Here is a 13,457-nt window from a genome sequence, read left to right as displayed (position 1 = left end):
CCCTTCGCCCGCGCGGCGTCACCCGGAACGGGCGGGGCGGCGCACCGCGTTCGCGCGGGCAGGGGGACGGGCCGGCGAGCCGGCGGGGCGGCTCAGGGGGCGGACCGGGGGGTCAGCCGCCGAGGATGCTGCCGCCGGCCGGGAGGCCGCCGAGCAGGCCGGTGACCGGGGCGACCGAGTTCCCGGAGAGGTGGTTGTCCGAGGGCACCAGGCTGCTCGACTTGGCCGGCACCGCGGAGGTGCCGTGGGCGACCGCGGTCTGCGCTCCGGCGAGGGAGGTGGCGGCGCCGGGGACCAGGCCGGCTGCGGAGCCGACCGGGGCGAGGGCGTTCGGGCTCGACACCAGGCTGGTGGCGGAGGCGGTGCCGGCCGCGGCGGCCGTGGCGGCCAGCCCGAGTGCGGCTGCGGCGAGGGTCTTCTTGGTTCGGGTCTGCATGACAACGGAACGTAGTCATCGGGAAACCTCGCGTGCAACCGGGCGTGCCGCGCCCGGACCCCGCCTCCCGTCTCCTCGCCGCGGGCCGCCGTCAGCGCCTAGCGGAGCGCGGAACCGCTGGCCACCGGCCCTGCGGCGGCGGCCGGACCGAACAGCCATTCCGCCTTCAGCTCGGCGTATCCGGGCTTGATCACCTCGTTGATCATGGCGAGCCGTTCATCGAAAGGGATGAACGCGGACTTCATCGCGTTGACGGTGAACCACTGCATGTCGTCCAGCGTGTAGTCGAACGCCTCTACGAGGTGCGCGAACTCCTGGCTCATGCTGGTGCCGGACATCAGCCGGTTGTCGGTGTTGACGGTGACGCGGAAGTGGAGCCTCCGCAGCAGCCCGATCGGGTGCTCGGCGTAGGAGCTGGCGGCGCCGGTCTGGAGGTTGGAGGTGGGGCACATCTCCAACGGCACCCGCTTGTCGCGCACGTAGGAGGCGAGCCGGCCCAGCCGCACCTGCCGGCCGGCGCCCTCGGACGGGTCGGAGGCACCGCCGTCCTCGCGGCCGGCCACCTCGATGTCGTCGATGATCCGCACCCCGTGGCCGAGCCGGTCGGCGCCGCACCACTGGAGGGCCTGCCAGATCGACGGCAGGCCGAACGCCTCGCCGGCGTGGATGGTGAAGTGGTTGTTCTCGCGCTTGAGGTATTCGAACGCGTCCAGGTGCCGGGTGGGCGGGAAGCCCGCCTCGGCACCGGCGATGTCGAAGCCGACCACGCCCGAGTCCCGGTAGCGGTTGGCGAGTTCGGCGATCTCCAGGGAGCGGGCGGCGTGCCGCATGGCGGTGAGCAGCGCGCCCACCCGGATGCGGTTGCCGTCCTCCCGGGCCCGGCGCTCACCCAGCCGGAAGCCCTCGTTGACCGCCTCGACCACCTGCTCCAGCGTCAGCCCGCCCGCCAGGTGCTGCTCGGGGGCGTAGCGGATCTCGGCGTAGACGACGCCGTCGGCGGCCAGGTCCTGCGCGCACTCGGCGGCCACCCTGACCAGCGCGTCATGGGTCTGCATCACGGCGCAGGTGTGGGCGAACGTCTCCAGGTAGCGCTCCAGCGAGCCGGAGTCCGCGGCGTCCCGGAACCAGGCGCCGAGCCGGTCGGGTTCGGTCTCGGGCAGCCCCTCGTAGCCGGTCTCCCGGGCGATGTCGATGATGGTGCCCGGGCGCAGTCCGCCGTCGAGGTGGTCGTGCAGGAGCGCCTTGGGTGCGCGGCGGATCTGCTCAGCGGTGGGACGGTGGGGACGGTGGGTGGCTGTGGCGTTCTCCATGAGGGGAACGATAACGCCTACGCGCGTAGACTGTACGTTGCTCTGAATATTTTTCCGCCCGGCCATCGAACGCACACCCTGTTGTCTGCCATCGTTGCGCCATGGCTTCGCAAGCTCTACCGGCACGCGGCGCCCGGCTGGGCCGACCGGTGACCGCCGGGCGGGCGTCCGCGCCGTCGCGGCGGGGGCACGGCGTCGACCCCGCGGTGCGCGCCGTCGTGCTCGCGCTGCCCGGCGGCGACCCGTTGAGCACCCGTCGGCGCTCCCCCGTGGCCGCGGCCGTGATGTGGCCGCTGGCCCGGCACCTGGTGCGCGCCGCCGGGGATGACGGACTGGCCGCGCACGTGGTCCACTACCGCTTCCGCGGCTGGAACGGCGGCCACGCGCACCCCGCCGAGGACGCCGAGTGGGCGGTCGACGAGGCGCTGCGCCGGTACGGCGACGTACCGGTGGCCCTGGTCGGCGCCGACATGGGCGGCCGGGCCGCCCTGCACGCGGCGGGCCGTCCCGGCGTGGTGGCCGCGGTGGCACTGGCGCCGTGGCTGCCCGACGGGCCCGAGCCGGAGGTGGAGCAGGAGCCGGTCAAGCAGCTGAACGGGCGCCGGGTGCTGATCGTCCACGGCACGGACGACGGTGCCACCGATCCGGAGCTGTCCTACCGGCTGGCGGAGCGGGCGAAGAAGGTCAACCGCGAGGTGTGCCGGTTCGAGGTGCACTCCGACGGCCACGCGCTGCGCCACCACCGGTCCGAGGTCTTCGCGCTCACCGCGGACTTCGTCCTGGGCGCCCTGATGGACCGTCCGTTCTCCCGCCCGGTCACCGACGCGCTGGCGGCTCCCCCGCCGCTGGGCCTGCGGATGCCGCTGGCCGTCGGGTTCGGCCGCGGCCTGCACTGAGCCCGTCGGCCCGGGGCTCCCGGGGCTCCCGAGTTGTCGCAGCGCGGGCCCGGACCACCGACAGCCCACCGTGAGGGCCTGGCTCGCGGACTCCCCGACCGTGCCGGCGGCGTCCGCGCGGTCCGCGGCGAAGGCCGAGGAACGCGACGTGGAGCGGGGGGAGTTCGTCCCGGACGGGAAAGGCGCCGAACGGGCACACGAAAAGGGGGGGCCGGAATCCGTCCGGCCCCCTCGTTCACGACCTCAGTGCGCCACCCGTGCCCGCCCCTTGAGGGCGAGGAGCTGCTCCGCGTGGCCGGGCAGTTCCTGCGCCGCGAGACCGGCGATGATGTCCCGCAGCGCGAGGGGCTGGTCGACCATGACGGCGCGGTTGGACACGAGGCGGCTGGGCACCGGCGTGTCGAGTTCGCGGTCGCCCAGGCCCGCGCCCACCAGCGCGCACAGGGCGTCGGCCTGGGCGCCGATCCGCTCGCGCAGCCCCGCGTGGCCGCCGGCCAGTTCGATCGTGTGCTCGATGGTCCACGCGTCCTGCGCGAGGCGGTTGTCGTAGGCCGCGTTGGCCCCGGCCGCGATCGTGGCGACGGTGGCGAGCGTGGCCGCGGTGACGAGCGAGACGTGCGCCAGGATCTGGTCGGCGTTCCACTCGCCGGCCGGCGGCTCGGGGACCGCGTCGCCGTCGGAGACGGAGGCAGCGGCCTCCAGGAGCGTCCGGAAGGCACCGCGCAGGGCGTCGGCGGTCATCACATCTCCCAGGGGGCCTGCGGAAGGACCTCACCGGTCTCCAGCAGCGACTTGAGGTTCGCCAGCACGGCGGGCCATCCCTTCGAGATGCCGCCGAGCATCTCCCGGTTGGGCAGGTTCTCGTGGGTGACGGTCAGGCGCACGATCTCCTCGTGCGGTTCGACGAGGAAGGTGACGACCGAGGGGTCCCGCGGCGGGACCGTGTCCGGGGTGTCCTCGAAGGTGATGACCAGGCGCGTCGGCGGCTCGGCGGCGAGCACCGTGCCGACGACGTCGACGGCGCCGGACCCGTCGGCCCGCCGGTGCTCCCAGTCGGAACCGGGCTGCCAGTCCGACACGTTGGCGTGTCCCCAGTAGCGCGCCGTCAGGTCGGCGTCCGTGAGCGCCCTCCACACCTGTTCGGCGCTCGCACGGATGTAGGTGACGTAGACGTAGCCCGGCACGGTCGGGGTGGACGCGGCCGATACGGCGGGTTCGGCGGGTTCGGCAGATAGGGCGGGTTCAGCAGATACGGCAGATACGGCAGATACGGCGACGGAATCAGTGCCCATGGCGTACTCCTCTGCAAGGTTCTTGACGGCGCCGAGCGTGCGCAGGCGGGGCCGGTCGAACCCGGAGATCCAGCGCTCCTGGAGCTCGTGGATCGGGACCGGGTTGAGGTAGTGCAGGCGCTCCCGGCCGCGGCGGACCACGGTCACCAGGTTGGCCCGTACGAGCAGGTCGAGGTGCTGGGTGGCCGACTGGCGGGCCATACCCAGACGTCCGCACAGCTCTCCCAGTGTCTGGCCGTCGTGTTCGCGCAGGCGGTCGAGCAGGAGCCGCCGCGTCGGGTCGGCCAGCGCCTTGAAGACCTGGCCCACCCTGTCGGGTTCCTCGGCTTCGGGGCTCACCCCACCATTATGCAGGCAGATACCTGCATGACGCCACCGGAAGGACCCGCCGGCGGGCCAGAGCGGCCAGGACAGGCCAGGGCCTTCGCCGGAGGGCTTCCGTGGGTTCCGTCGGCTTCCCGGTCGGACGTCCGCCGGTCAGGGGTGGGAGAGGACCTCGCCGACGGTCGCGACGGGGATGCCGTGATCCGCGATGGCCTTCATGACGGACGCGAAGCCGGCCTGGCTGACCTGCGTACTCTCCTCGGGGCCCTTCGCGACGAGCTGGTGGAAGCAGAGGATCAGCCAGTCCCCGCTGCTCGCGCAGCGGTCCAGCTTCCCGCCGAGGTCGGTGACGACGGACACCGGGTTCCCGTCGCCGCGGGGGTCGTCGGTGACACCGGTGAGCGCCTTCAGCCGGTAGGGCATGGCCGGGGGGAAGGTCTCGGTGGTCTCCCCGACGATCGACCTGGCGGTGGCGAAGTACTCGCCCGCGATGCGGTCGATGGGCACACCGTCCTTGGTGGCGGCGAACAGCCCGTGGGGGTAGGCGAAGTTCTCGCTGCGGAATCCCCGGGACACCATCCAGGTGCGCAGCTTGCGCAGGTCGGTGTCGACCTCATGCCTGCTGAGCTGGTCGTAGCCCGTGTTGTGGGCGTCCATGGAGTAGGCGTGGCCGGCCATCTCCCAGGCCCACGTGTCCTGGAGGGCCTGCATGCGCTTCACGGACATGTAGCGGTCCGTGCCGGCGGCCTCGGCGATGTTGTAGACGGTTCCGGTGAACCGGTGTTCGGCCATCACCGGACGGGCCAGGTCGTAGACCGACTGGAACGAGTCGTCGAAGGTGATCGACACGACGCCGTGGGGGAAGGTCTTCGTGGTGTCCTCGATCAGCTCCACCGCCTGGAGGTGGTAGGTGACCGGGCCCTTCTTGTCGTCGAAGACCTCGAAGGACATCTCGGTGAAGGCGGACCGCGTCGAGGGGTCGCCCTTGGCCGAGATCGCGAAGGCCCCGGCCGCGCCCGCCACGTCCGCCCACTGGAGGTGCACCGTGACCCATTCCCCGGGCCCGACGTAGTTGGCGTCGACCGCCGAGTGGATGTGCACGTTCCAGTAGAAGTAGTCGCCGTAGTCCCGGTTCCCGACGAAGAACGTGATCCGGTTGAGGTGCGTGGTGTCGTCCACCCGGAAGACCAGGCGGATGGTCCGGCCGCGCAGGTCGAAGGCGGGTATGGACTGCCTGCGGACGAAGGACTGCTCCCCGGTGCCCGTCGTGGTGGCCGCGAAGGACTGGGTCCCCCGGCTGTGCAGGGAGGTGTCGTTCGGGTCGGCGTTCGCCGTGCCCACGCCGCCGGCCGACCACAGGTGGCCGGGCTGGAACTGCTCCGACCAGAGAGCCGGCCGGACGGCCGTTCCTGGCGGCTTGGTGATGGAGAGGTCCGGTGCCGGGCCGCCGCCGCCCCGGCGGGCGAAGTAGGCGGCGCCTCCGGCGGCCACAAGTCCGCCTGCTCCCGCGAGGAGGAGGGCGGAACGTCGGCTGACGGCTTTTTCCTTGGGGGCTCGGTGGCGGTTGTATCCGCCCTGCGAGGTCCCCTGGCCGTCCAAATGGGTCGTCACGCGCGGATTATCAGGTGCCGGGTCAAGCACCCGCAACGAGGTTCATAGAACCCGTGGCACCTCATCTCGGACTGATCCCGTTTCGTGATCACGCCCCGGCTCGGGCGTGCCGCGCGGCGCCGGAAACCGGCGGCACCGGGGCCCGGCGGCGGTCCGGCCGGAGCACGGGGGAAGGTCCCGGACCCGGGCGGCGCGGTCGGCGGTGGGATGATGGCGCGATGCGCCTTTGGCTCGTTCGGTCCGCGGTCGGTCTGGTCCTGTTCGCGCTGGTCGTTTTCGGCATCTTCGCGGCCCACTGGGCGAACGGGCACAACGCCCTGTGGCTCACGGTCCTGTGCGGGATGTGCGCTGCGGCGGCGCTCGCCGCGGGCGTCGTCGTCTCGACCGCCGACGGGATGCCGCCCGCGTGGCGGAAGCGCCTTCTGCCGGACTGGCTCCTGCCCCCCTCGGAACGGGGAGCGCCGCGCGGCTGAACCGGGCGGCGGAGAGCGGCGGCGGTATCCGCCCCGCCGCGTTCCGGCGGCCGTCGCGGGCCGACGCAGGCCGGCACAGGCCGACGAAAGAGTCCCGGGACCCGGCCTGTGCGGGCCGGGTCCCGGGACGTTCCCGGTGCTACCCGGGGATCAGGGAATCAGGGGTCAGGGAATCAGCCGGTGGCAGCCGGTTCCGGGCAGGATCTTGTCGAGGAGCTTGGTCGCGCCCTTGACCCCCGCCGCGGGTGCCTTGGGAAGGCCCACGACGTCGCCGACGCTGTAGGCGAGGTTCGTGACGCACGCCTCGCCCACTCCGTTGTGGCAGGTGTCGTAGTCCTCCCATGCCTGGCTGGCCCAGACGACCGCGGTGGCGCCGATCCACACCGCGCCCGCCACGGCGGCGCACATCTCCAGACCGGTCTCGGCGCAGATGCCGGTGACCGTGCCCGCCACGGAAGCCACGGCGGTGGCGACCGCGTTGATCACGCCGAGGTGCTTGTGGATGCTGCTGACGATGCTGCCGATGCCCCACAGCCCGGACGGGTCGATGCCGTTGAGCGGGTTGCCGTAGACGTACGCGTAGGCGCTGAGGGTGGCTTCCACGTCCGGGTCCACGGTGAGGAACTGGGCCGTGGCCGGGTCGTAGTAGCGGGCCCGCAGGTACACGAAGCCGGTTTCGGCGTCGGTGTACTGGCCGGTGTACTGCAACGGCGTGGTGGCCGTGCCGGTGTGCGAGGAGACCGCGCCGTACGCCGTGTAGGCGTAGCCGGCGCTGACCGCGCCGGTGGAGTCGGTCAGCGCGCGGGTGGAGCCGAGCTGGTCGTGGAAGTACCACTGGGTGGCACTGCCGATCTGCTCGACCGGCACGCCGCCGGGTCCGTACAGGTAGCTGGTGGTGCCGTCGGAGAGCAGGTTCGGCGTGTCCGTCGAACCGTCCCAGGTGAAGGCGGTCGTGGTGGAGCCGACCGTCTTCGCCGCCCGCAGGCCGTCACCGTTGTACGTGTAGGTGGCGCCGGCGGCCCCGCTGACGGCGGTGAGGCCGCCGTCCTGGCCGTAGGTGTAGGTGGTGCTGCCGACGGGCGCGGCCTGGCTGGTCCGGTCGCCCTCGGTGTCGTAGCCGTAGGTGGTGCCGCCGGAGGCCGGGCTCGCGCAGGACGGGCTGGCCGGCAGCGTCGACGTGGTCGACCAGCACAGCTCGCCGGCCGCGTCGAAGACCTGGTTGGCGGTGCCCACCTGGACCGGGTTGCCGGCCGCGTCGTAGGCGTAGGCGGTGGCGGCGCTGCCCGCGGTGGCGGACTTCACCTGCTCGTTGTCGGTGTAGGCGTAGGTCTGCGCGCTGCCGGGCACGCCGGTCGGGGTCTCGCCGCCGATCTGCCCGTCGCCGTCGCGGGTGTAGGACAGCGTCGCCAGGGTGGTGGTGCCCTTGGCGAGGGTGTCGGACAGCGGGTTGTCGCTGTTGTCGTAACCCGTGGTCGCCGTGGTGCCGTTGGGGTAGGTGGTGGTCTTCCAGTCGCTGTCGGCGTCGTAGCCGAAGGACGTGGACCTGGCGTTCCAGTCGGTCAGGCCGCTGGTCCGGTTGGCCTTGTCGAAGGACTGGGCGACGGTCAGCCCGTTGGGGTAGGTGATCGACGTCTGGTTGCCGTTCGCGTCGTAGCCGTAGGCCACGGTCGATCCGGCGCCGTTGGTCGTGCCGGTCAGCTCACCGAAGACGTCGTACGTCCAGGTGGTGGTGCCGGTGCCGTCCGTCATCGAGCTGCGGTGGCCCGCCGGGTCGTACTCGATCGAGGTGACGTCCGGCGTCGCGGCGTCGGAGTAGCTGATCGAGGTCGGGTTGCCGGCCGGGTCGTAGGTGTACGTGGTGGTGCGGCCGGCCGGGTCGGTCACCGTGGTGAGGTTCCCGGTCGGGTCGTACGCCCACGTGGTCCTGTGGCTGTCGGGGTCGGTGCGGGTGGCCTTGCGGCCCTGCCCGTCGTAGGTGTAGGTGGTCGCCTTGTTCGCGCCGTCGATGGTCTTCTGGACGGTGCCGTCGGCGTTGTAGACGGTCTGGGACTTCGTGCCGTCCGGCTGCGTCGCGCTGGTGCGCTGGTCGGCGGCGTCGTAGCCGTAGACCGTCTTCTTGCCGTTGCCGTCGGTGGCGGAGACCTGGTCGCCGTCGGCGTCGTAGGAGGCCAGCGTGGTGTGGCCGAGCGGGTCGGTGGTCTTGGTGGTGTTGCCCCAGGCGTCGTGGGCGTAGGTGGTGCAGCCCTTGGCCGGCGGGGTGCAGCTCGCCGTGGTGCCGGCGGCGGTGCCGTTCGGGGAGACGGTGCTGGTGAGCAGGCCGGTCCCGGAGTCGTAGCCGTAGAGCGTCTTGTCGCCCTCGGCGTCGGTGGTGCTGGTCTTGTCGCCGGCCGCGTCGTAGGTCGCGCCGGTGGTGTTGCCGCGCGCGTCGACGGTGCGGGTGACGTCGCCCGGGTGGGCGGTGTCGTCGTAGTAGTTGTTGATGGTGCGCGAGGTCACGGCGCCGTCGTCGACCTGCTGGACGGTGCTGGTGAGCAGGCCGTACCCGGTGCCGCCGGCCGCGATGTGGCCGGACTCGTCGTAGTTGTAGACCGTCTGGAGGCCCGAGGGGTCGACGGTCTGGATCAGGTTGTCGTTGTCGTCGTAGAGGTAGCTGGTGGTGAAGCCGCGGGAGTCGCTCGACGAGACCTTGTTGCCGTGGTCGTCGTAGGCGAACGTCTGGAGGTTGCCCGCGGGGTCGGCGATGGAGGTGATGCCGAGGCTGGCCGGGTCGTAGGTGTACGTCCAGGTGCCCTCGTCGGCGGTGCCGGCGCCCTTGGTCTCGGTGGTCAGCAGGCCGTCGGCGTAGGTGTCGATCGTCTTGTGGCCGGCCGGGTCGGTGATCTCGGTCTGGCCGGCGACCAGGTTCGCGCCGGTGTCCGGACCGTAGGTGAACGTGGTGGTCCTGCCGTCCGCGTCGGTCTGGGTGAGCACCCGCTCCGAGCTGTCGTACGTCATCGACATCGCGGGCGTCGGGGTCGCCGTCGACCCGTACTCCACCGGGTTGCGCACCGACGCGACCAGGTGGTTCGCGGTGTACGTGTAGACGGTGTGGTCGTCGTCCTTCAGCGACGGGGAGCGGGTGCTGCCCACCCCGTAGACGTCGGTGAGGTCGCCCGCGGTGCTGTAGGCGTAGGTGACCGTCCGCCCGGCGGAGTCCTTCAGGCCGGTGATGTGGCTGCCGGTCCAGGTGAGCGTGTAGACCCGGCCGCCGGGGTCGGTGACCGTCGACAGGTGGCCGGAGGAGTCGTAGGCGAGCTTGGTCGCGTACGCCGGGCTGGCCTTGCTGCCCACGATGTCGGTCTCGGCGGTGAGCCGCCCGGTCGTGGCGTCGAAGGTGAAGACGTCCTTGCCGGTGCGGGTGAAGGTGTAGGTGGAGCCGGCCGCGGTCAGCGTCGCGTCGTAGCGCGGCGCGGACGGCGTGTACGTCCCGTCGGTGTCGTTGAACGTGACCTGGGAGCCGTCCTCCTGGGTGACCGTGACGGCACCGGTGGTGGAGTCGGTGCTCGCGGACAGGTTGTAGGAGTACGTCCAGCCGTAGCCGAACGGGCCGTTGACCGCGAGGGAGCCGTTGGGGCCGCTCGGGTCGGCGACGGACTCGGCGTAGCTGCGGGTGAAGTCCAGCGGCATGCCGCGGCCGGGCGTGGACAGGTCGGTGTAGGTGTCACCGAAGTAGCCGGTGCTGGTGTCGACCGGGTCGCCGGCCGTGCGCTTGACGCAACCGCAGTTGACCCACGACGGGTTGGAGCCCTTGGGGGCGTCCTTCACGCCGGGCGGGCCGCCGATCGGGTGGCCGGGGCTGCCGCCTTCGGGGATGAACGCGACGGCGTCATAGGCGACGTCGTAGTCGGCGTAGTTGATGTTGCCCGACCCGGAGACGTCGCTCTTGTTGGTGAGGACGACGTTGCCGCCGTTCTCCATCGCGAAGGTGCCGATGGTCACCCACTGCTCCGAGCCCCAGTCCTGGTTGACCCGGATCTTCCAGGGGGCCGCCCCGCCGCCGGGGTTGATGCTGTAGACGACGTTGGTGGCCGAGGCCGCCGTCGACGGGAAGTGCAGCTTGATCTTGTAGTACTGGAGCTTCGGCAGGTTCGGCGTCCAGGTACCGCTGTTGATCTCGTTCGGGTTGGAGCCCGTCTCGGTGTGCGTGAACAGCACGTGCCCGCCGAAGCCGACGCCCAGCTGGTGGGTGTCGATCGCGCCGATCGGGTTGCCCGAGGAGTCGGTGCCGTACTTGTAGCTGAACGTGCCGCCCTGCGACCAGTTCGACGACCCGCAGCCCACCAGGTTCAGCGGTGGCTGGCTCTGCGACTCGTCCACGATGATCGGTGCGCCGCTGCCCTCGTTGTGGACGTGCGCGGTGTCCAGCGAGCAGGACGGCGGGTGCGGGTGCGGCTTCTCGACGGCCGGCTCACTCGATCCGGCGCCCACCGAGTACGGGCTGGTGGCGCAGGTCGAGGCGCAGTCGGAGACGAACGTGGCGGAACCGCTCCACCAGCACTCCGAGTCCGACAGGGTGCACATCTTCGGGTTCGAGCCGCTGGGGTCGCACTTGTCGCCCGCGACGGTGCAGAAGGTCGTCGGCGACGGGATCTGCAGCCACGTCTTCCCGCCCTGGTAGGTCGGGGTGGAGTAGGCGGGCTCGCTGAACCGCAGGATCGGCTGGCCCATCCAGCCCATGATGCGTTCCTGGTACGGCCAGTCCGCCGGGTGCGAGGCGTCCGCGTAGGAGCTCTTCAGGTACGGCGCGCGGGTCGGCGGGTAGTCGGGGTTGGCCGGGTTGTTGGACCAGCCCAGGCCCCAGGTGCCGTCCGGACCGGTGCAGGTGGCGCTGGGCGTGCAGCCGGTGGTGTTGCCGAAGGCCGCGGTCGGCTGGATGCCGGAGTTGTAGGCCCAGGCCGCGAGGTACCAGTTCTCCAGGTACTTCGGGTCGCCGCCGTTGACGGTGATCCCGGCCGCGTACAGCTGGTTCCAGGTGCGCTCCAGGATCTGCAGGCCGGCGGCCAGGTTCTCCTGGTAGTCGACGGCGATCTTCCACTGGCCGTGCTGGGAGTAGGTGGTGTCGCCCACCGACATGCCGGTGGTCACCTGGCCCAGGCCGTAGCCGCAGTCGCCCTTGGAGTAGTCCATCGTGGAGATGGAGCCGCCCGCGCCGTAGTAGTCGCCGACCAGCGCGCCGCCGGGGATGCCGGGCAGCGCGTGCCAGGACGCCTGGCTGTAGTTGGACTCCTGGGCGACGATCGCCTCGTACACCGCGCGCGGCACCGAGTCGAAGGTGTCGCCGGCCGGGTGGCTCAGCGCGACCCGCGAGAAGTCGTCGTTGGGCGCGTACGCCACCAGGCCGAGGTTCGCGTAGTTGGCCGGGCGCTGGTAGGCCGAGCCGGTCAGCAGGCCCTGCTCGGCCATCTGGATCGCCCAGGAGACCTGGTTGGCGGAGGGCTGCATGACCTGCTTGTCCTCGGCCAGCCGGTCCACCGCGCACTTGGGCGTGGTCTGGACGGTGGCGGAGAGCGGCTGGACGGCCACCTTGGCGGTGGTGGCGGCCGCGGTGGTGGCGGTCGCGGTGGTCGCCGTGGCGGCGGCCGTCCTGTAGGTCGCGCTGGTCGCGGTGGTCGCGGCCGTGGTGGTGGCGGCCGTCGCAGCGGTGGTGGTGGCCGTGGAGGTGGTGTCCGCCGTGGTGGCCGCCGTGTCGCCGACCAGGCTCTTGGCCTTGGGCGCGGCGGTCGGGGCCGGCGTGAGCGGGCCCGCCGACTGCGGCGCGGCACCCTGCGCGGTGCTCTTCGGGGTCGTCACCGGAGCCACCGTGCCGGCCGGGGAGACCGGGTTGGGGAGCGTCGTCACCGGGTCCTTGGCGGCCGGCGCGGCGGAGCGCTTGAGCAGGGTGGGCTTCTTGGTGCCCAGCACCAGCGGCGCGTCGGCGTCCGTCTTCGGCCCCGGGCCGAACGCGGCGGCCCCGTCCAGGGACACCGCCTGCGCCCCGGCCGGCAGGCCCTTCGTGGACACGCTGCGCACGCCGGAGCCCTTGGTCACCGACGTGGCGCCGACGGCGCTGGCGTGGCCGCCCCGGCCCTGCATCAGCTGGAGGGAGGAGGCCGGTCCTTGGCCGAGGGTGCTGACCTTGCCCTGGCGCTCGCGGCGCAGCAGCGACGTCTTGCTGCCGCCGGACCGCTCGACGGCGAAGTCCACGCCGCCGCCCGACTCGGGCCGCAGGTCGTAGGGGACGCCGCCGACGTCCGCGACCTTGACCGGCGTGGCCTTGCCGCCCTTCGCGGCGACCGGGATACGGACCAGCTCGCCGCCCATCGCCCCGACCGGCCCCGCGGCGGTCGGCACCACTGACGTGACCTGGCCCGTGACGCTCGCCGACGCCGTCACCTTCGCGGTGGCGAGGTCGACCGAGAGCACCTGGGTCTGCTGCTCGTTGTCCCCGGGGTTCACGGTGAACTCGGCGGTGTCGCCGATGCCGCAGCCGGGTGAGTGGTACTTCAGCGCGACGCCCGAGGCCACCGGCCTGACCGCGCCCGTGCGCAGGTCGACCGAGTAGGCGAACGCGCCGTGGTCGCGGTCCGCCACCTGGTTGACGGCCATCGCCGGCAGCACGGTCACACCGGCGTAGTGGCCGTCGCCGGACACGCACTGGTAGCCCGTCCATGACGAGTCGTCAATGTCGCCCGGCCGCACCACGGCGACCTCGCGCCAGGTGTAGCCGGTCGCCCCGGTACCCACCTCCAGGTGGTAACCGGCGCTGTCGCCGTAGCCGTTGAGCAGCAGGTCGCCCGCCGGAGCGGCGATGTCCGTGCTACTGGTCGTGCTGACAGCGGTGTTGCTCTGAGCCGGACTCTGCTGGCTCTGTGGTGCGGCGGTCGCCGGTGAGATGCCCGCCGCCGTCACGGCGAGCGTCACCGTCCCCACTGTTCCCGCTATGGCCGTTGCCGGCCAACGCCATCGACGCACTTTCCGCCCCTTCTTCTCAAGATCCACACACGCACAAACTTGAGAAGCTTCCCGGATGGCCCTACGACTCCAGCAGGGCCGGAGGCGATTCTTTACGTGATCTTGACGCATGAAGAGGGAACCGA

The 13,457-nt window shown here is 71.8% G+C and carries 8 protein-coding genes; 2 read left to right on the top strand and 6 right to left on the bottom strand.

Annotation, left to right across the window (positions count from 1 at the left end; genetic code table 11):
- Positions 1-112: 112 nt before the first annotated feature.
- Together BS72_RS21115 and BS72_RS21110 are read right to left on the bottom strand one after the other, a co-directional pair.
- The gene (locus BS72_RS21115) at positions 113-436 is read right to left on the bottom strand and encodes a hypothetical protein (RefSeq protein ID WP_037912657.1); all 324 of its coding nucleotides are present in this window, start codon (positions 434-436) and stop codon (positions 113-115) included.
- 98 nt (positions 437-534) lie between these two features.
- Positions 535-1,746: an adenosine deaminase gene (locus BS72_RS21110; protein WP_037912655.1), complete on the bottom strand. Its 1,212-nt coding sequence runs from the start codon at positions 1,744-1,746 to the stop codon at positions 535-537.
- Between the two features lie 101 nt (positions 1,747-1,847).
- Between BS72_RS21110 and BS72_RS21105 the strand changes: the two genes are divergently transcribed.
- Entirely contained in the window at positions 1,848-2,642 is a 795-nt protein-coding gene (locus BS72_RS21105) for an alpha/beta hydrolase (protein WP_037912653.1), read from the top strand.
- Positions 2,643-2,885: 243 nt separating this feature from the next.
- Here BS72_RS21105 and BS72_RS21100 read toward each other — a convergent pair whose 3' ends face one another.
- The 3 genes from BS72_RS21100 to BS72_RS21090 form a co-directional block, all read right to left on the bottom strand.
- Positions 2,886-3,383, bottom strand: coding sequence for a DinB family protein (locus BS72_RS21100; RefSeq protein WP_078901518.1), 498 nt, complete (start codon positions 3,381-3,383; stop codon positions 2,886-2,888).
- Positions 3,383-4,243 carry an ArsR/SmtB family transcription factor gene (locus BS72_RS21095; RefSeq protein WP_107498843.1) on the bottom strand — a complete coding sequence of 287 codons (861 nt, stop codon included), beginning with the start codon at positions 4,241-4,243 and terminating at the stop codon, positions 3,383-3,385. Before BS72_RS21095 ends, BS72_RS21100 begins: the two co-directional genes overlap by 1 nt.
- A gap of 168 nt (positions 4,244-4,411) precedes the next feature.
- Positions 4,412-5,869 carry a polysaccharide deacetylase family protein gene (locus BS72_RS21090; protein WP_232792486.1) on the bottom strand — a complete coding sequence of 486 codons (1,458 nt, stop codon included), beginning with the start codon at positions 5,867-5,869 and terminating at the stop codon, positions 4,412-4,414.
- Between the two features lie 218 nt (positions 5,870-6,087).
- On the opposite strand from BS72_RS21090, the gene BS72_RS21085 reads away from it, so the two are divergent.
- On the top strand, positions 6,088-6,342 hold the full coding sequence (locus BS72_RS21085; RefSeq protein ID WP_037912646.1) for a hypothetical protein: 255 nt from the start codon (positions 6,088-6,090) through the stop codon (positions 6,340-6,342).
- Between the two features lie 165 nt (positions 6,343-6,507).
- On the opposite strand, the gene BS72_RS21080 is transcribed toward BS72_RS21085, so the two are convergent.
- Complete coding sequence (locus tag BS72_RS21080) at positions 6,508-13,281, bottom strand: RHS repeat-associated core domain-containing protein (protein WP_051951351.1); 6,774 nt, start codon at positions 13,279-13,281, stop codon at positions 6,508-6,510.
- Positions 13,282-13,457 lie beyond the last annotated feature (176 nt).

It is taken from the genome of Actinacidiphila yeochonensis CN732 (assembly GCF_000745345.1).
Classification (GTDB): Bacteria; Actinomycetota; Actinomycetes; order Streptomycetales; family Streptomycetaceae; genus Actinacidiphila; species Actinacidiphila yeochonensis.
Note: the sequence above shows the minus strand (reverse complement) of the source record. Positions and strands in the feature narration are given on the sequence as shown.

Bases quoted from the DNA above. Each gene is read 5' to 3' on its own strand.
- BS72_RS21115 (WP_037912657.1), bottom strand. From the start codon at position 436: ATGCAGACCCGAACCAAGAAGACCCTCGCCGCAGCCGCACTCGGGCTG.
- BS72_RS21110 (WP_037912655.1), bottom strand. From the start codon at position 1,746: ATGGAGAACGCCACAGCCACCCACCGTCCCCACCGTCCCACCGCTGAG.
- BS72_RS21105 (WP_037912653.1), top strand. From the start codon at position 1,848: ATGGCTTCGCAAGCTCTACCGGCACGCGGCGCCCGGCTGGGCCGACCG.
- BS72_RS21085 (WP_037912646.1), top strand. From the start codon at position 6,088: ATGCGCCTTTGGCTCGTTCGGTCCGCGGTCGGTCTGGTCCTGTTCGCG.
- BS72_RS21100 (WP_078901518.1), bottom strand. From the start codon at position 3,383: ATGACCGCCGACGCCCTGCGCGGTGCCTTCCGGACGCTCCTGGAGGCC.